Below are 17,143 nucleotides of genomic sequence, written 5' to 3'. Positions count from 1 at the left end.
GCACGGAGTGCTGCCCAGCCCCGCCGACCAGTGCGGCGCGACAGGCAGTCGCCAAAGTCTCGCCGCAGTCTGCATGAGGCCAGCGTCGAATTTCACACGGACTCAACATAACGCTCCGCGGCAAACCTGCGGAGGGGCCCCCTGATCCGCGACATCGGAATACGAGTCGGCTTAAACCAGCCACCTAGAGGGTAGATTCGTATGCTCCCGTCAGGCCTCCGGGAAAGGCGATTGTCGTCAGTCCAGCTCTGAGACGGCTTCCGACCGGGAAGGAACCACACAAATACCGCTTCCGCCCTACCAGATCCCGAAATTGATACGTGCTCGACGTCGCTCCAGCTAACGGTGAAGAAAAGGGGATTCCCGCGACTCGAAGAGCTCACCGAGATATGATCAAGATTAATTTGCACCTCATCGCTAATAATGCTCATCGAGGTAGCTGCGGAGATCAACGAAATGAGTTCCCAGAGCGCGGCGGAAGTCGCGATTCCCACCGCCAGGCCGGCAATCAAATTATTTCCCAGCCAATATAGACTATCAGCGTTGTGGGCATTAAGCCCGAGAACGACACCCAGCACGACCGTACAGGGAAGCCAGAAAAGGGAGTAGGCCACAAAGAATCGACGAAAAATCTCCCTCCTATCAGATACGAACGTTACTTCTTGCTGAAGCTTTCGATCCCCAGGCTCAGTGATATCCGTGCCAGGAACCGTCACCGTTGAAGCAGAAAAATCAACCGCTTGACGTGCCTCACTGGTGGTCGGACGTCGGCTCGGGTCTCCGCCTAGCATCTTTAGCAGAATGCCTGACAGGCGCTTCACCTTCTCCATGGTGCGCGGCGGCTGAGTCAGCGCGGCAAGATACACGTCGCACGGGAATGGCAATTCCCCCTCGATGGCCTCGTACAAGGTGACCCCAACGGAGTAAACGTCCGACGCGGCGCCGGCGGGAGTTCCTTGCCAGCACTCCGGGGCTGTGTAACCGGGCGTCCCCATGAGGATGTTGGTCGCCGTGAGCTGCGTGTCCAGCTGATGCTTCGAAATTCCGAAGTCTGTCAGTAGAAAACTACCATCGGATGCGATCAACACATTGGCTGGCTTTATATCTCGATGGACGATCCCCTTCTCATGAGCCGCTTCGAGCGCTTTGAGCAGCCCTCGCGCTAGGACAATAGCCCTATCTTCAGACAAGGGCCCATTCATGAGCTCTTCGCGTAGCGATTTTCCCTCGATAAGCTGCATGACAATCCAGGGAGAAGCGTCAATCTCCAGGACATCGTGAACTGTGACGACATTGGGGTTATCTCGAAGCTTGGCGGCATTCCGGGCTTCTCGCTTGGCGCGAACCAAAAGTTCAGCGCGCTGATCAGGTGCCAGATCGGCGGGAAACTTGACTTCCTTGATGGCCACATCTACGCCAAGGACATGGTCTCGGGCTTGCCAGACCCGCCCAAAACCGCCTTCCCCCAGCTCTCGGATAAGCTCGTAACGGTCATCACCAATCACCTGCCCAATGTGTGCCTCCACCCCTTGCTCCCCTCCAAATCAGCCTAGATCCGTACCCGCCCCGGGGCCTCACTGTGGACGACGACGCCAGCCCCGGTGGGATCAGTTCCCAGGGTTTGACTGGTTCACGCTCAGGGCGGCCGGGGCCGGGGTCAACTCAAGTGCCCCACCCGGCCCCGGCGGTGAGGACTCGGGCAGGGCCGGCAAGGAGCCGTCTGCGGCCAGTGAGGCGGCGGGCGCTGGACCAGATCGAACCAGCGTCAGCTTGGCCGCCCTCGGGGGCCGTCTTGTCCCGCCAGTCGGTTATCAGGCGCTGCGTGATCGGGGTCCGGCCACCGCCCCCTTACGGGCAGTCCGGTCGGTGAGATCTGCAGCGCAGGTCAAACGCGCCGCTGAGGTCGAGACCGGTCAGCGACGGTCGCCCCGATTGCTGTACTTCACTGCTGGCACACTCGCGCCCACGAACAGGGCAAACAAGGTGGTCAGAGTCATCAACGTCGAATTGAGCAAGCTCGGCGGGACGACGATGACCACCACAACGATGACCGTGGCGATCGACCAGGGGCTAACGCCAGGGTTTGACAGGACGGGCTGCGCGGGGGTCACACTCATAGCTATGCCTCCCAAAAGGCGTCGGCTCGCTCGTGCCACGCTTGCTTCGAGATCGGCTGGCGCGAGCGAGCTCCAATGACGTTTCTCATGCTGCACGGGGTGCGCCTCATTCCAAACTCGCCCGTGCAGCAAGCGAGTTGGGATTTGAAGCAAGTTGCAGAAAATCCAACTTCCCAGCTTTGCAGGCATATTGGCGTTTAATCAGATGTGGGGCGCGTCCATCTGCGAAATGTGTCGTACGCCACGCTCGATCAGGCCCGCTATCGGCGACGGACCAACACGCCCGCGCTTCGCTCTCCAGTCCTCCCGGCAGGGGCGCTTCTCGTATATGGAAGCTAGCAGCCAATCCGGCCACCTCAGCGCTGCGCTTCGTTCTACCGTCTACATTCAGCTAGCACGACCGCCACTCTGGGGCCAGCCGAATCCCGCAACCATAGATCTGGGCATCGGACCTGCGGCTTTGTCTCACTCGTCCACCCGCCAGGATGCTCGCAAGGCCCTTGGTCGCCGACCTGAATCGTGCTTGAGAGCGTTTCAACGGGTTTCATGACCTTTCGGCTCCACAACCCAGCTTGGCCAGAATGAACCGCAGGATCAGGCATGAACTGACAGACGTGGGTTCCTCCGCCGCACCCCACCACCCCTGCTCCCACTCTCCTGCACGTTCTCCCGATCGCTTTGGACCCTCCTTGAGAAGGGCCGGGGTTTGAAGCGGAGCCCCATTGCGTCCGCCTCGCCGGCGTTGATGGTTGCCGCTGAGGAGAAGGGAGCTGTGCTCGCGGAGACGGGTCGCGCGGTCGCTGAGCGCCTCCCAGCAAAGGCCGCGCCGGTCCCCGCCCCGGTCCGACCGGTGCCCCGGACGCACCTCGTACCCGTTCCGACGGTGGGTGCTTGAAGCGAATCTTCGGTGAGCTCAGCCATGCAGTCCCGGACTGTTGATCCCCCCGTTGTCCTTCTCTGCCCGAGGGGAGGCCATCGCCGGTGTCGCCCGCACAGGGCGAAGACACGAGTGCGAGCGGGCGTCGGCGATATGGCCGACGCCCGCGTAGCAGTGTGAATGTCCAGACCGTGAGGTCGCCGATCAGTTATTGCTCTGCCGTGAATCCGTGGTGACTGCTGAGGAGATCGTCCCGCGTCGATTGCCTGCCCTTCCCGTCCCCTGCGGTTGGTGGACTACGGGCATGCGGGAGCGACCGGGGAGAGGGTACCGATCGGGCCGGACGGGACCGGGGCAGCCATCCGCGGGAAGGCCAGCGAGGACGACGTAGGGCCGCGCCGCGCAAGCGGCGTGGGCCCTTGAAGCCGTAGAGAAGGTTGTTGCTCAGTAGGTCCGACGCTCGGTCTGAACTCAGTGACGCAAAGGGTGAGTTGCAGTCCGGGGATGGACCAGGGCGGGAAAAGCGTGGGGCGGGCGGTCCATCCGATGTGGGTGTCTACGGAGTAATTTCCAAGACGTGTGGATCTGCAAGCGCGGGATGGAGCCCCGGGCTGCCTTGAGTGGGGCAAGGATCATACGATGCGGCGCGTGACCGAGGGATCCATCGCTCTGAAGGCCGAGCTGGCCGTCAGACCACCCTGCAACGAAAGAGGCGGCATTGATGAACGCTCCAGTGACTCCGCCGCGTCCGTTGGACATCCTCTCGGTCTTTCCTGAGCTTGCTGGTCACGCAAGGACAGCGATCCGGTTGCACCCCGTGCCAGCTCACCCAGGCCCTCACGAGAGTTCGATCGGTGGCCGACTGGCTTGGCCGGCTGATGAGGCCTGGCCGACCTGCCCGGAAGGTGACCATCTCAAGCACCGTCCGCCGCATCGACCCGGTGACGTCCGTGGCGAGCGGTCCGAGACGGGGTTCGCTCACGTTGGTGAGATCGCCTGGGATGAGATCCCTGCGGACACCACGTGGCCCATGCTTCCGGTGATGCAGGTGTTCGCGCACGACGTGCCCTGGTATGAGGGCTTTCCGCCGGGGACGGATGTTCTGCAGGTCCTGTGGTGTCCGTTCCAGCACTACTACGACGACGCCACGGTGCCCTACAACGGGATCGCCGGACCGTTCGTTCAGGTCTGCTACCGCGACAGCCGCAGTCTCTCCGAATGCTTGTCGGTTCCGCCCGAGCCCCTGGTCGTCGGAGAGCCGGGCTACTTGCCATCGCCATGTCTGCTTCGTCCGGAGCCGGTCACCGAGTACCCGCACCCCGGCGCTCTGGGCGAGGAGTTCGAGGAGCGGGTCGACGCGTGGGAGATGGCCACCTTCGGCGACATCACCGACGACCCGGAAGACTACGAACCCCGATTCCACTGGGAGCTCTCCACCGCTCCGGGTTGGAAGCTCGGCGGTCACGAGCCGTGGAACTATCAGGGCTACTTCGGACCGGTGCAGTGCCACTCATGCGGCACCGAGATGCGGTTCGTCGCGGCGGTGGCCAGCAGCGAGTGGGACGGCGGCACGGCCAGCTGGGCTCCGGCCGGGTCACTCGACGGCCACGTGGACAGCCGCCTGCGACGTCAGTCGCCATCGGGTGTGCGACTCGGCAGGAACGAGACCATGCGCATCTTCTCCTGCCCTGCCTCGCCGGAGCACCCGGTGATCAGCGACCTGATGTAGCGCCAGGGCCTCTGCATCCCTCCCGGGTCAGCCGGCCGAATCCGCCCGTCGCCATGCCCTGTCGACGGCGCGACGGACGTGGTCCGGGAGCGGATGCGCCGCAGTCACGCAGGAGCAGAATGTTGCTGATGGCTGTGATCACCATCTCGGACGAGGACGATGGTCGGGGTGCTTTTCTGGGACACGGCACGCTTCCTGGTCGACGGAATTCCGACGACCGTAGTTCGGGGGGCCTGCGTCGGTAGGCGGTCAGCGCCGCTGCGCCGTGTCGGTGGTGGTGCATATGATCGCCAGCGTCGGCGCGGAACGTGCCGCACGTCGACCAGTACGTATGGGGGGACGACGCATGTTGATGCGTGCGGTCATGCAGAAGTCGTTCGGAGGGCCGGAGGTTCTGGAGGTGGTGGACACCGACCGACCAAGCCTCCTCCCGGGCGAGGTACTCATCCGCGTGCGTGCCTGTGGGGTGAACCCCGTGGACGCGGTGGTCAGGTCGGGGGAATACCCACTGCTGGGCGAACCGCCGTTCGGTGTGGGTTGGGATCTCTCCGGGGTGGTGGCGGAGGCCGGGCCGGGCGCCCGCTTCGCCGTCGGCGACGAGGTGTACGGCATGCCGTTCTTCCCGCGCGCAGCAAACGCCTACGCGGAATATGTCGCGGCACCCTCCCGGCAACTGGCCCGAAAACCGGCGTCACTCAGCCACGTACAAGCCGCTGCTCTGCCGTTGGCCGCGCTGACCGCGTGGCAGGGGTTGGTCGATCGGGCCCGGATCAAGCCCGGTGACCGGGTGCTGATTCTGCGTGCGGCCGGCGGGGTGGGGCACCTGGCGGTGCAGATAGCCAAGGCACATGGTTGCCATGTCACCGCGGTGGCGAGCGCGGTGCGACACGGCTTCCTGCGGGGGCTCGGGGCGGACGAGCTGGTCGACTACCGGACTGTCGACTTCGCCGACGCGGTGCAGGACATGGACGTCGTCTTCGACTCGACCGCCCAAGGCGAGCGCTCGTTGAGCGTGTTGCGGGCAGGCGGCGCGCTCGTCAGCATCCTCGAAGACGGAGACGAGCTTGCCACCGCGGCCGAGGCGCGCGGCGTGCGGCTCGTCGTCACCTCCGTCGAGCCGGACTACGTCGCCCTGGAGCGAATCGCAGAACTCGCTGACGCCGGGAGGCTCCGCCCCCACGTCGAGGCCACATTCGACCTCGCCGATGCCGCGAGCGCCCACGCTGCCATGGACCAAGGTCACGTCCAAGGGAAAATTCTTCTGACGGTTAGTCAGTAGTCCGGCTGACCATGGCAGCACTGCCACCTGGGCTCCAGCGCAGAAATCACGTAGAGAGCGGGGTGTCGGACGCTGGAGCCCCATGTGGCGGTACGCTACGCATTTTTCCGCGCTAGCCTACGTCGGCTGCGAAACTGCGTGCCGCGATCGACACAGCGGCTTCCCATGTAACTGACGAGGTTCTGATGGTCTATTTTCTTGCCCTGTTTGCGCTGTTCCTCGCCGCGTGGGGCACCGCGACGATCCGCGCGGGCCTGAAAGTCTGGCGCAACCAGACCCCACCGAAATGGGCGGCCCGGTCGAACCCGATGTTCAGAGAGGCCGTGTGGCAGGGCGTGCGGCGTGCTCTCGTTCCGATGGGTGTCTTCCAGTGGTTGCTTGGCATCTTGTTTCTCGCCGCCGGAATCGTGATCAACAACGACCCGTCCGGCACCCCCTCTCCGGGACCGTTGTGGGCGAACCTGCTCCTCTGGCTGGCCATCCTGGGGCTGCCGACGAGCGGGTGGCTGGCGTTCTCGATCGTGTCGTTCAACCGACCGCAGTTCCTTGTGCCGCGCCACCTGCGTAACCAACTCGGCTCAAAGACAGCAAAGCGCCAGGAGGTCTAACGGGTCCGACCCACCGCCCGGTTGGCTACTGGCTTGAATGAGTGACGTCGGGGAGCTGGATGGCCTCACGCGCCGCTCCACCTATGGGGGTGTTCTTGAGTGGGGGTGGCCTGGCCGTCTGCGGCGATCCGAAGATCGCTTCCCGTCTGCTGGGTGATCGCTTCCCTCGGGCGTTGTCGGTGGGTTCTGGGACAGTGCCGGTGGACAGGGCGCCTGTTCACAGTTGGGCACGGAGTGCTGGCGGATCGTAGTGGTGAGGTCTGGCGGGTGCAGCGTGGGCAGGAGCCTCTGGGGGCGATCACGATCGACGACGGGGATGTCCCGTGGTTGAGCGGACGGATGGTGCCGGAGCTGGCGTTCGCCAAGGTGAAGCCGATGTTCGACCCCACAACCACATGATCCGAACCCAAAGAGCCCCACGCTGTGCGTGCGCTAAGCTCCGCCGATACAAACGAGCTTGACGATCACAGAGGTAGGACCGCGTGGGCGAGAGCGACATACGCAGGCGGTATCTGGGGTTCGGAGCCGCCATGGCGGCCGTGCTCCTGGCCGGCTGCGGGCCCCTGGCGGCTGCGCCGACGGCAACCCCCGCGACAACCGCCGCGGCGCAGCCCGCGCAGGCCCCGACACCTGAGCCGAGCGCCGGGGACCTGACGTTCTCCTACAAGGGCTTCCCGCCGAAGAACGACTACATCGATCAGGTACTTGACATCAGCAACAGCTTCGACCAATCGGTGGTCCCGGTCCTGGCCTTCACCGCGCTGGATGCCCGCGGGAGGGTCCTGCCGCAGGTCAAGGTCACCACGGTCTACGGAAGCGACCGCGGCAACTTGGTCGTTCCCTACGGTAGTGCGGGCCTGGACATCCTTCGTTTCTCCGGGACCGGAGAGCACCAGGTGGCGAACGTGCGCGTCACTGTCCGCAGCATCACCCTGGCGCGAACACAGGCCGGAGACTACGACCCGGCTCAGGCCCTGGACGCGCACGGCCGCCCGGTGAGCAAGTTCAGCGACTTCAGTGCCGTCAGCGTGTCCAACCCCGACTCCTACCCGGTCTCCGTCCGACTCGTCTACCTGGTCTACGACCAGCCCCCAGCCAATCAGACACAGCAGGCGGTAGTCGTGGTCCCGATCGGCGGTCTGGTCGCACTAGCCGCACACGGCAAGGCCACCGTTCAGGTCACGGGCGCAGCCGCTCGGGCCGTGGCCCAGTACTCCAACGGCGCCGCGGTGAGTATCAAGACCTACGGCTCCCAGTAGGGGTGTGCCGTCCTGAGAGGGTCCGGCCGGTGCCGGCCAGGCAGCCGTCGATGACCTCCGGCCGGTACTGAAGCATATTGAGCTTGCGTTTCACCGCGCGGGTGATCTGGCTGAGGTCGGCGGCGGCGAGGTTGCCGATGTCGTGTTTGACCAGCGGCCAGATGCCCTCCTGCGGGTTGAGGTCGTGCGCGTACGTCGGTAACTGAAACACGGTGAGCCAGTCGGAGTTGGCCTTGAAGAACTCCCGCAACGGCGTGGCCAGGTGAGTGCGCAGGTTGTCCCACACCAGAACGATCGGGCCGCCGAGCTGTATCCGGGCGCGGATGACCAGTTCGCGGTAGTCCTTCCAGCCGAAGCCCTTCCGTTCGTCCTTGCGGTCCTCGTACGCGCGAATCGCGTAGATCAGCCGGGACCGCTCCCCACAGCTCCACCGCGTCGTCGCCGCGTTCGATCGCGCGCCGGGCGGGTTGCTGCCAGGACCAGCCCTGTCGCCGCACCAGCCACGTGCCCTCCACGGTGTACGAGACATGAAACAGACGGCCGATCAACGTCTTCACCCGGGCCAGCGTCCACCGCTGATCGGCTCACCCATGCGCCAGCGGGCCGCGCTCCAACTCCCGTTCCAGCTTGGCTATCTGTGTATCCGACAGTCGAGGGCGACCGGGTGAGCCTTTCGATGCGACCCCGGCCAGGCCCTCTTCGCGCCACTGGCGCCGCCAGCGCTCCACGGAACGCTCCGAGACACGTAGGGCAGCAGCGATCTCCCGGTTCTTCTCCCCGCGCTCGAAGCAAGCCACAGCCTGGAGCCGGACCTGCTCTCGCCCGCCCCTCTCGGAATCGGTCAAGCCACCACCCTGCGAATATCTATTAGCTGAGGATCTCTCGCTCATCGTGTGCCTGGACCTGGGGGCAAACCAGCGCGCAGCGCGTCGTGAATATTGTCCGCGGCTTGATAGCCAAGATGCGGGCATCGCCACGAATAACGACGCCCGCCACGGGCACGGAGTGCAGCGGACTGGTCACGGCTTCGCGTCAGCGCGCTCCGCAAGTCCCCGGAGCTCTGGGGACGCCGACCGGCCGGCCACCAACATCAGTTCGCGGATCGTGTCTCGCGAGGCAATGTGACTGCTGATCATCTCCGGTGCCAGCTCCTCAGCCTTCAGGAGGTAGCCGAGGGCTTCGCCGGGCTGCCGCCGCTGGGAGTACGCTCGCCCAAGGTCCATGAGCAACCGGGCCTGGCGTTCGACAGACAGGCCCGTAGCGTCGATCCCTTCACCGAGGTCGATCGCTTCGCCGGCATCCCCGAGCTCGACGGCACTGGAAACGGCCTGGATCTCGACGTTCGTCGGCCCGAACTCCAGGTTGAAGTCATTCCGGTCTTCACCGAGGCGGCGCGCAACCTCCCGAGCCCGCTGAATCTCTTCGCGGGTGCGTGCGCGGTCACCGGCCTTCGCGTGCACCGTCGCAAGCTGCAGGTGCAAGGCTCCGAGAACAGAGAGGGCTTCAGGGTCATCGTGGGTTGAGACGTACTGGGCAAGGGCGTCGGCCGCGGTGGTCGCGGCGTGCTCTGCCTGGTCGAGCCTCTTCAGGCGCACGAACGCCTGAGCCAAGCGGTAGATACCGGCACAGACCTGAAGCGGTTGGCCGGACTGCTCGGCGGCCCTGATGGACCGATCGGCTGCGACCCACGCGGCGTCCGGCTCACCTTGGCGCACGAAAGCAGCCGCAAGCGCCGCGTATGTCCGACCAAGCAACTGGGAGAGCTCGGCTCGCTCCTCGGCTGGCGCGGTCCGAACGGCGCGTTCGAGCCTCGGAACGAGGGGGCCGAGCGTGCTGCTGAGTTCGGCGAACTTGTCCGCGTGCGTGAGCTCCCAGACCCGATCAACGGCGGACCGCAGCTCAGAGAGGCTCGCACGGTTCGCCGCGTCCTGGTCCGTTAGCAGCGCCTCCAGTGCAGGGTGGCCCGACAGCAGCAACCGCGCCTGGTCCAGATCGTTCGGCTTGATCTCATTCGCTTCCCCGGCGGACGGCACGTCCGACTCGGGCAGGTCCGGGCGAAGGGTTGCCTGAGAAACGCCGAGTGCGTCCGCCAGTAGACGGAGAACGTCGAGTCGATTCACGGGCTGGATGCCGCGTTCGACCTGGGACAACCAGCTGGCGGTGCGTCCGATCTCTGCCGCGAGCTCCGCCTGGCTCATGCCCCGTTCCTTGCGGAACGCGGCGACTCGGGAGCCGAAGACCTGATCCTGCTTGCTCATGCCGGCATCGGCCCCTTGCCGCCTTCGGCTTGCAGGAACGTGACCTCAAGGCCGCGGATGTACTGCTCGCGCTCCGCGAGGAAGTGCAGGGTGTGGGGCTGCTTCTCGTGGGCGTCGAACGCGGCCCGGTCCGCATACAGCTCGTAGAAGACGCGGACGTTCGGCTCATCCGGCACGGAGTGCACGACGTAGACGAGGGTGCCGGGCTCGTGCTTCTTGATGCCTTCGGCGGTCTGTGCAACGAGCTTGTCGAACGCGAACCCTGCCTCGGCATCGCGCAGCTCGAAGCGAACAACCAGACCAAAGCCGCTGCTCATGAAGCCTCCTTGTAGTCACAGCCAGGCTCTCAGATCCACAGCTTTCCTGCTACTCGCAGTTTTGCTTGACTCGCAGTTTTTCTGCGAGTACCTTCGCAGTTAAGCTGCTATCCGACATCAGAAGTTGGGCCGACTAAGGGAGTTGGGGCATGCCTTCCTTCACGATCGACCTGAACTCCGCGACTGTCTTGGTCGCGGTAGCGCCGACGGCGACGGCGACGCTGAAGAACTGGAAAACCGGCGAGCAGGTGCGGCTCGATGCGGACACCGACGCCGAGCAGCGCGTAATCCGCGAACCCGGCACCGGGCGGGTCGCGCGCCGCGCTCTGGTCCTGTGGCAGATCGGCGAAGGACGGCGTAAGCCCCGGGCAGCGGGACTGGTGTGACACCCGCCCCGGCCGAGTGGACGGTCGCCCGCCTCCCCACGATCGACGAAAAGGCGGTGACGAGTCCGAGGATGACCCTCCGCGTGCTGAGCCAGGACCAAGCCGGCGAGTGGAGCGAGGTATCGCACCAGGAGGCAAGCGGCGCCCTCGGCGACGCCCCTTACACCCTCGCCTTTCCTCCCTGCACATGCCCTCGATGCTCCGGCCCGCGCGGCAGGCGCGCAGGCCGGTAGGGGCTACGCGGCTCGCGCCGCTCGCAACAACTCCTCCCCCACGACGGGGAGGCCGCACCAACAGCGCATCATCCAACCGAAGGAGGCACCATCATGAGTGACGGCAGGCACGGAGGCGGCTCGGGCAGCGGGACGGGTGGCAGCCAGCAGGACGACAGCAACAGCGGCGCGGGCCATGGGGGCGGCGGCTCCGACGAGGGCGGCAACACCTCCGACGGTTCCGGCCCGGCGGACGGGAAGTAAGTGACCGACACGCGAAACGAGGCGGGTCCGCCGCGGCTCGCCTCCGCGCTCATGGCCAGCGGCTCGCTCACCACGGACTGGCTGCCCTCCTACCAGGCCGTACCCCGGGAGGAGTTCGTGCCTGACCGGATCTGGCCCGGTGTCGCCGACGGCACCCGCCAGAACCCCCTCGTCCACCGCAACGTCGATCCGCAGGCGTGGCTGGAGGCCGTCTACTCCGACATTCCGCTGACCACGCAATGGGACGACGGCAACCACCAGGGCGACGGACTGGGCACCGCGCCGACGTCGTCCAGCTCCATGCCGACCATGGTGTTCTCCATGCTCGCCGACCTCGACGCGGACGCGGGCATGAGGGTGCTGGAGATCGGCACCGGCACCGGATGGAACTGCGCCCTGCTGGCTCACCGTCTCGGCGACGCCAACGTGACGTCGATCGAGTACGACGCCCAGGTGGCGCGCGACGCGCGGGCGGCCCTGACCAGTGCCGGATACAGCCCGACGCTGCTGGTCGGCGACGGCCGCGCCGGTCACCCCCTCGGGGCGCCCTTCGACAGGGTCATCGCCACCTGCTCGATCGGCACGCTGCCGCCCGCGTGGATCGAGCAGACGCGCCCCGGCGGCGTCATCGTCGCCCCCTACGGCACCGAGTACGGCGGCGAAAACATCGTGCGCCTGGTCGTCGGCGACGACGGCGCCGCCTCCGGCCGCTTCACCCGCTCCTCCGCGTTCATGCGGCTGCGTCAGCAGCGCACCGAGCGACCGCTGGTAGACGCGTACCTGCACGGAGTTCCGTGGCCAGCCGGTGGCACCGCCACAGAGACCGACCTCTCCCCGGCCGCGACGGGCTCGTGGTTGGCGCAGTTCGTGATCGGGCTACGCGTGCCCGGCGCGTTCTGGCGCGCGGAGCGGTATGACGACGGCGCGTACACGCTGTGGTTGTACTCGACCGACGGGACGGGCTCGTGGGCCACCGCGGACTACGAGAAGGGCCGCAGCACGTACGCGGTCGTCCAGTTCGGCCCGCGCCGCCTGTGGGACGAGGTGGAGGCGGCCTACCACTGGTGGGCGCAGCGCGGGGAGCCGAGCGCAGACCGGTTCGGCCTGACGGTGACGGCGACCCGGGAGTCGACGACGGTCACGCCGTGGCTCGACGACCCTGCGAACACCCTCACCGCCTGACCGGAGGCACCAGCACCGATCCGGGAGAGCCCTCAGCGCCGGTGCGCCGCGCCAGGGTTGCTCCTTGCCGCGCGGAGGAACTCGCGGTTGAGGGTGGCGATGCTGGTCAGCGGGATGCCCTTGGGGCAGGCCGTGGTGCAGGCGCCGGTGTTGGTACAGCCGCCGAAGCCCTCGGCGTCCATCGCGCCGACCATGTCGAGGACGCGGCTCTCGCGCTCCGGCGCGCCCTGCGGCAGGACGCTGAGTTGGGTGATCTTGGCGCTGGTGAAGAGCATCGCCGAACCGTTGGGGCAGGCGGCCACGCACGCGCCGCAGCCGATGCACTCGGCGTGCTCGAAGGCCAGGTCCGCGTCCGGCTTGGGGACGAGCGTGGAGTGGGCCTCGGGTGCGGAGCCGGTCGGGGCGGTGATGTAGCCGCCGGACTGGATGATCCGGTCGAACGCGGAGCGGTCCACGACCAGGTCCTTGACGACCGGGAAGGCCGTGGCCCGCCAGGGTTCGATGTCGACGGTCTGGCCGTCGGAGAAGTGCCGCATGTGCAGCTGACAGGTCGTCGTGGCGCGCTCCGGGCCGTGTGCCTCGCCGTTGATGACCAGCGAGCACATGCCGCAGATGCCCTCGCGGCAGTCGTGGTCGAAGGCGACCGGCTCCTCGCCGCGCTGGATCAGGTCCTCGTTGAGGACGTCGAGCATCTCCAGGAACGACATGTCCGGTGAGACGTCCTGGACCTGGTAGGTGACCATGGCGCCGGGGGCGTCCGCGTTGCGCTGACGCCAGATCCGCAGGGTGAGGTTCACGTGTAGCTCCGCTGGGTGGGGTGGACGTACTCGAAGACGAGGTCTTCCTTGTGCAGGACGGGGGCGTGGCCGGTGCCGGCGAACTCCCAGGCGGCGGCGTAGGAGAAGGCGTCGTCGTCGCGGGCGGCCTCGCCGTCGGGGGTCTGCGACTCGGTGCGGAAGTGCCCGCCGCAGGACTCCGTGCGGTGCAGCGCGTCCAGGCAGAGCAGTTCGGCGAGTTCGAGGTAGTCGACGACGCGGTTGGCCTTCTCCAGGGACTGGTTGAGCTCGTCGCCCACGCCCGGCACCTTGATCCGGCGCCAGAACTCCTCACGGAGCTCAGGGATCCGGGCGAGTGCCTTGCGGAGTCCGGCGTCGTCGCGGGCCATGCCGCAGAACTCCCAGAGAAGTTCGCCGATCTCGCGGTGGAACGAGTCGGGGCTGCGGTCACCGTCGTTGGCGAGCAGCCGGTCCAGCCGCTCGCTGGTCTCGCGGACCACCGGGGCGACCTCGGGATGGTCCTCGGCGACCGGCGCCAGGCCGGCGTTGCGGGCGAGGTAGTCGTTGAGCGTGGTCGGCAGGACGAAGTAGCCGTCGGCCAGGCCCTGCATCAGCGCGGACGCGCCCAGGCGGTTGGCGCCGTGGTCGGTGAAGTTGGCCTCGCCGATGGCGAACAGGCCGGGGACGGTGGTCTGCAGGTCGTAGTCGACCCAGAGGCCGCCCATCGTGTAGTGGATCGCCGGATAGATCCGCATGGGGACCTGGTAGGGGTCCTCGCCGGTGATCCGCTGGTACATCTCGAAGAGGTTGCCGTACTTCTCGGCGACGGCCTGCCTGCCCATCCGCCGGATCGCGTCGGCGAAGTCGAGGTAGACGCCGAGCCCGCCGGGACCGACGCCGCGGCCCTCGTCGCAGACGTTCTTGGCGGCGCGCGACGCGATGTCACGCGGCACCAGGTTGCCGAAGGACGGGTACAGGCGCTCCAGGTAGTAGTCGCGCTCGTCCTCAGGGATCCGGTCGGGGCTGCGGCTGTCGCCCGCCTGCTTCGGCACCCAGATCCGGCCGTCGTTGCGCAGCGACTCGCTCATCAGCGTGAGCTTGGACTGGTGGTCGCCGGAGCGCGGGATGCAGGTGGGGTGGATCTGGGTGAAGCAGGGGTTGGCGAAGTACGCGCCCCGCCGGTGCGCGCGCCAGACGGCCGTGGCGTTGGAGTTCTTGGCGTTGGTGGAGAGATGGAAGACGTTGCCGTAGCCGCCGGAGGCGAGGACGACCGCGTCCGCGAAGTAGCTGGAGACCTTGCCGGTGATCAGGTCGCGGGCGACGATGCCTCGGGCGCGGCCGTCGACGACGAGCAGGTCGAGCATCTCGGTGCGCGCGTGCATCTCCACGTTGCCCGCGGCGATCTGCCGCGACAGCGCCTGGTAAGCGCCGAGCAGCAGCTGCTGACCGGTCTGGCCGCGCGCGTAGAAGGTGCGCTGCACCTGGACGCCGCCGAAGGAGCGGGTGTCGAGCAGTCCGCCGTACTCGCGGGCGAACGGGACGCCTTGGGCCACGCACTGGTCGATGATCTGCACGGAGACCTCGGCCAGGCGGTGGACGTTGGACTCACGGGCGCGGAAGTCGCCGCCCTTGACGGTGTCGTAGAAGAGCCGGTGGACGCTGTCGCCGTCGTTGCGGTAGTTCTTCGCCGCGTTGATGCCGCCCTGGGCGGCGATGGAGTGAGCGCGACGTGGGGAGTCCTGGTAGCAGAACTGGACGACGTGGTAGCCCTGTTCGGCGAGGGTGGCTCCGGCGGAACCCCCGGCCAGGCCGGTGCCGACCACGATCACGGTGTGCTTGCGGCGGTTGGCGGGGTTGACCAGCTTGGCCTCGAAGCGGCGGGTGTTCCAGCGCTCCTCGATGGGCCCGCCCGGCGCGCGGGTGTCAGCGACGGGCGCGCCGACGGAGTAGTCGGTGTAGCGGGCGCCCTTGGCGTGCTCGGGGTGCTCGGGGTGCTCGGCGTTCTCAGGGTGCTCGGTCATCAGTGCACGGCTCCGGTCATGACGGCGACGGGCACGGTGACGAAGCCCGCGAAGAGGACAAGGGCGAGGACCCAGCTGACGGTCCTGAAGACCGGGCCGCTACGGGGGCCGTTGGCGCCCAGGGTCTGTGCGGCGCTCCAGAACCCGTGGCGGATGTGCAGTCCGAGCGCCGCCATCGCGACGAGGTAGATGACGTCCGCCCACCAGTTGCGGAAGTCGGCGACGACGTTCTCGTACGGGTGGCCCGCCTCGCCCAGCGGGTTCAGCGTCCCGGTGGTGAGGTCGAGGATGTGCCACACCAGGAACAGGCCGATGATCACCCCGCCCCACCGCATGGTGCGGGTCGCGAAGGACGGTCCTGCCGGTGCGCTGTGGACGTAGCGCTGCTTGCGCGCGGCGACGTCCCGGCGGCTCAGCTGGTACGCGGAGACCGCGTGGAGCACGACGCACACCACGAGCGCCGTGCGCTGGATCCACAGGTACCAGGAGTTGTGCAGGACCGGCTCGCCGATGGTGCGCAGCCAGGCCGCGTACGCGTCGAACTCCGTGGCGCCGAAGAAGATCTTCAGATTGCCGAGCATGTGGACGACGAGGAACAGGAGCATGACCACGCCGGTCACCGCCATCACGGCCTTCTTGCCGATGGTGGAGGACCACAGTGTCCGTAGGGTCGACGGCGACGCCGTCCGAATCGCGACTGCCATGGACAAGAACGCTAGGTTCGCCACGTCGAAAGGTCCAAGACATGATCTTGGTCGTTTCGATAGGCAATGCCTATCATGAAGGTAGGCTTGCGAACCATGCAGCTCCAGCAGCTCGTCTACTTCCTGGCCGTCGCGGACGCGCGCCACTTCTCCCGCGCGGCGCAGCAGGTGCACGTCGCGCAGCCGTCGTTGTCGCAGCAGATCCGGGCGCTGGAAAAGGAGTTGGGCTCGGACCTGTTCCACCGCGCGCGCGGCAACATCACCCTCACTGACGCGGGCGAGGCGCTCCTGCCGCTGGCACGACGGATCGTCGCCGACGCCGAGAGTGCCCGGATCGAGGTGCAGGAGGTGGCCGGTCTACGTAGCGGCCGGGTGCGCCTCGGCGCGACGCCGAGCCTGTGCACCGGGCTCCTGCCCCGCGTGCTGCGCGCCTACCGCCGGGAGCACCCGGGGATCCGCCTGCAGATCGAGGAGGGCGGCTCCCGCGACCTGGTCGGACACCTCGCCACCGGCAGCCTCGACCTGGCCCTGATCATCCTCCCGCTGCAACGGCACGACCCGGCCCTCGCCACCACCGAACTGCTCAGCGAGGAACTCGTGGTGGCCACCGCGCCGGAGGCCCCGCCGCCGACGGCCGATGCGGCCATCGGGATCGGTGGGCTGCGCGACCAGCCACTGGTGATGTTCCGCCACGGCTACGACCTGCGCGAGTTCACCATGGCCGCCTGCCGGGCCGAGGGCTTCGAGCCGCATTTCGCCGTCGAGGGCGGCGAGATGGACGCGGTGCTCGGCATGGTCGAGGCGGGTCTGGGCGCGGCCGTGCTGCCCAGCATGGTGGCCGCGCGCCGACCGCTCCGGGTCACCCCCTTCGCCTCGCCGGGACTGCGCCGAACGATCGGGCTCGCCCACCGCAAGGACGTGCAGCCGCCGCGCGCCGCGCGCGAGCTGCGCAGCGTGCTGACGCAGTATCTGGACGAGGCCGCCAGGACCGGGACGCTTCCTCCGGGAACGCGCCCGGCCTGAACCACACAACGGGAGCTGCCGCCTGGACGGCAAAACGCCTGTTCCGGCCCGCAGCACAGGGGTGCGGGGAGGGGCAGGTGGGCGTCGTCACAGGGCCGCATCCGACATCGGCGGCCGAACTCTGTTAACGT

15 protein-coding genes and 1 pseudogene are annotated in these 17,143 nt (G+C 67.1%); 8 read left to right on the top strand and 8 right to left on the bottom strand.

The window, feature by feature from the left end:
• Nucleotides 1–92: 92 nt before the first annotated feature.
• On the bottom strand, nt 93–1,526 hold the full coding sequence (locus I2501_RS01805) for a serine/threonine-protein kinase (protein ID WP_196191956.1): 1,434 nt from the start codon (nt 1,524–1,526) through the stop codon (nt 93–95).
• A 387-nt stretch (nt 1,527–1,913) separates the two neighbouring features.
• Nucleotides 1,914–2,117 carry a hypothetical protein gene (locus I2501_RS01800; protein WP_196191955.1) on the bottom strand — a complete coding sequence of 68 codons (204 nt, stop codon included), beginning with the start codon at nt 2,115–2,117 and terminating at the stop codon, nt 1,914–1,916.
• Nucleotides 2,118–4,036: 1,919 nt separating this feature from the next.
• Between I2501_RS01800 and I2501_RS01795 the strand changes: the two genes are divergently transcribed.
• The 4 genes from I2501_RS01795 to I2501_RS01780 all read left to right on the top strand — a co-directional run bounded on the left by I2501_RS01795 (nt 4,037) and on the right by I2501_RS01780 (nt 7,869).
• Nucleotides 4,037–4,723 carry a hypothetical protein gene (locus I2501_RS01795; protein ID WP_196191954.1) on the top strand — a complete coding sequence of 229 codons (687 nt, stop codon included), beginning with the start codon at nt 4,037–4,039 and terminating at the stop codon, nt 4,721–4,723.
• 352 nt (nt 4,724–5,075) lie between these two features.
• Nucleotides 5,076–6,002, top strand: coding sequence for an NADP-dependent oxidoreductase (locus I2501_RS01790; protein ID WP_196192314.1), 927 nt, complete (start codon nt 5,076–5,078; stop codon nt 6,000–6,002).
• A gap of 185 nt (nt 6,003–6,187) precedes the next feature.
• A complete protein-coding gene (locus I2501_RS01785) occupies nt 6,188–6,610 on the top strand; it encodes a hypothetical protein (RefSeq protein WP_196191953.1) in 423 nt (140 codons plus the stop codon).
• A gap of 530 nt (nt 6,611–7,140) precedes the next feature.
• Nucleotides 7,141–7,869, top strand: coding sequence for a hypothetical protein (locus I2501_RS01780; protein ID WP_196191952.1), 729 nt, complete (start codon nt 7,141–7,143; stop codon nt 7,867–7,869).
• On the opposite strand, the pseudogene I2501_RS41040 reads toward I2501_RS01780, so the two are convergent.
• The 3 genes and pseudogenes from I2501_RS41040 to I2501_RS01755 all read right to left on the bottom strand — a co-directional run bounded on the left by I2501_RS41040 (nt 7,847) and on the right by I2501_RS01755 (nt 10,444).
• Nucleotides 7,847–8,759, bottom strand: a pseudogene (locus I2501_RS41040) (winged helix-turn-helix domain-containing protein). The gene I2501_RS01780 and the pseudogene I2501_RS41040 overlap by 23 nt on opposite strands.
• 129 nt (nt 8,760–8,888) lie before the next feature.
• Nucleotides 8,889–10,127: a helix-turn-helix domain-containing protein gene (locus I2501_RS01760; protein WP_196191950.1), complete on the bottom strand. Its 1,239-nt coding sequence runs from the start codon at nt 10,125–10,127 to the stop codon at nt 8,889–8,891.
• On the bottom strand, nt 10,124–10,444 hold the full coding sequence (locus tag I2501_RS01755) for a putative quinol monooxygenase (RefSeq protein WP_196191949.1): 321 nt from the start codon (nt 10,442–10,444) through the stop codon (nt 10,124–10,126). Before I2501_RS01755 ends, I2501_RS01760 begins: the two co-directional genes overlap by 4 nt.
• Before the next feature lie 149 nt (nt 10,445–10,593).
• On the opposite strand from I2501_RS01755, the gene I2501_RS01750 reads away from it, so the two are divergent.
• From I2501_RS01750 to I2501_RS01740, 3 genes are all read left to right on the top strand, one after another.
• The gene (locus tag I2501_RS01750) at nt 10,594–10,830 is read left to right on the top strand and encodes a hypothetical protein (protein WP_196191948.1); all 237 of its coding nucleotides are present in this window, start codon (nt 10,594–10,596) and stop codon (nt 10,828–10,830) included.
• Nucleotides 10,831–11,156: 326 nt separating this feature from the next.
• Complete coding sequence (locus I2501_RS01745; RefSeq protein ID WP_196191947.1) at nt 11,157–11,306, top strand: hypothetical protein; 150 nt, start codon at nt 11,157–11,159, stop codon at nt 11,304–11,306.
• The gene (locus I2501_RS01740; RefSeq protein WP_196191946.1) at nt 11,307–12,488 is read left to right on the top strand and encodes a methyltransferase domain-containing protein; all 1,182 of its coding nucleotides are present in this window, start codon (nt 11,307–11,309) and stop codon (nt 12,486–12,488) included. It abuts the gene before it with no gap.
• A gap of 32 nt (nt 12,489–12,520) precedes the next feature.
• On the opposite strand, the gene I2501_RS01735 is transcribed toward I2501_RS01740, so the two are convergent.
• Genes I2501_RS01735 through I2501_RS01725 form a run of 3 tightly spaced genes read right to left on the bottom strand, consistent with a single transcriptional unit; the run spans nt 12,521 to nt 15,989 of the window.
• Entirely contained in the window at nt 12,521–13,285 is a 765-nt protein-coding gene (locus I2501_RS01735; protein ID WP_196191945.1) for a succinate dehydrogenase/fumarate reductase iron-sulfur subunit, read from the bottom strand.
• Nucleotides 13,282–15,285: a fumarate reductase/succinate dehydrogenase flavoprotein subunit gene (locus tag I2501_RS01730; protein WP_196191944.1), complete on the bottom strand. Its 2,004-nt coding sequence runs from the start codon at nt 15,283–15,285 to the stop codon at nt 13,282–13,284. Before I2501_RS01730 ends, I2501_RS01735 begins: the two co-directional genes overlap by 4 nt.
• Complete coding sequence (locus tag I2501_RS01725) at nt 15,285–15,989, bottom strand: succinate dehydrogenase cytochrome b subunit (RefSeq protein WP_196191943.1); 705 nt, start codon at nt 15,987–15,989, stop codon at nt 15,285–15,287. Before I2501_RS01725 ends, I2501_RS01730 begins: the two co-directional genes overlap by 1 nt.
• A 96-nt stretch (nt 15,990–16,085) precedes the next feature.
• On the opposite strand from I2501_RS01725, the gene I2501_RS01720 reads away from it, so the two are divergent.
• Nucleotides 16,086–17,012 carry a LysR family transcriptional regulator gene (locus I2501_RS01720; RefSeq protein WP_196191942.1) on the top strand — a complete coding sequence of 309 codons (927 nt, stop codon included), beginning with the start codon at nt 16,086–16,088 and terminating at the stop codon, nt 17,010–17,012.
• The last annotated feature ends 131 nt before the right edge of the window (nt 17,013–17,143 follow it).

Origin of the sequence: Streptacidiphilus fuscans, from assembly GCF_015690355.1 — a bacterium.
Taxonomy (GTDB): domain Bacteria; phylum Actinomycetota; class Actinomycetes; order Streptomycetales; family Streptomycetaceae; genus Streptacidiphilus; species Streptacidiphilus fuscans.
This window is presented reverse-complemented; position numbering and strand designations above follow the sequence as displayed.

Coding starts and splice junctions, on each gene's coding strand:
- I2501_RS01800 (WP_196191955.1), bottom strand. CDS start 2,117: ATGAGTGTGACCCCCGCGCAGCCCGTCCTGTCAAACCCTGGCGTTAGC.
- I2501_RS01795 (WP_196191954.1), top strand. CDS start 4,037: ATGCAGGTGTTCGCGCACGACGTGCCCTGGTATGAGGGCTTTCCGCCG.
- I2501_RS01790 (WP_196192314.1), top strand. CDS start 5,076: ATGCGTGCGGTCATGCAGAAGTCGTTCGGAGGGCCGGAGGTTCTGGAG.
- I2501_RS01785 (WP_196191953.1), top strand. CDS start 6,188: ATGGTCTATTTTCTTGCCCTGTTTGCGCTGTTCCTCGCCGCGTGGGGC.
- I2501_RS01780 (WP_196191952.1), top strand. CDS start 7,141: ATGGCGGCCGTGCTCCTGGCCGGCTGCGGGCCCCTGGCGGCTGCGCCG.
- I2501_RS01760 (WP_196191950.1), bottom strand. CDS start 10,127: ATGAGCAAGCAGGATCAGGTCTTCGGCTCCCGAGTCGCCGCGTTCCGC.
- I2501_RS01755 (WP_196191949.1), bottom strand. CDS start 10,444: ATGAGCAGCGGCTTTGGTCTGGTTGTTCGCTTCGAGCTGCGCGATGCC.
- I2501_RS01750 (WP_196191948.1), top strand. CDS start 10,594: ATGCCTTCCTTCACGATCGACCTGAACTCCGCGACTGTCTTGGTCGCG.
- I2501_RS01745 (WP_196191947.1), top strand. CDS start 11,157: ATGAGTGACGGCAGGCACGGAGGCGGCTCGGGCAGCGGGACGGGTGGC.
- I2501_RS01730 (WP_196191944.1), bottom strand. CDS start 15,285: ATGACCGAGCACCCTGAGAACGCCGAGCACCCCGAGCACCCCGAGCAC.
- I2501_RS01725 (WP_196191943.1), bottom strand. CDS start 15,989: ATGGCAGTCGCGATTCGGACGGCGTCGCCGTCGACCCTACGGACACTG.
- I2501_RS01720 (WP_196191942.1), top strand. CDS start 16,086: ATGCAGCTCCAGCAGCTCGTCTACTTCCTGGCCGTCGCGGACGCGCGC.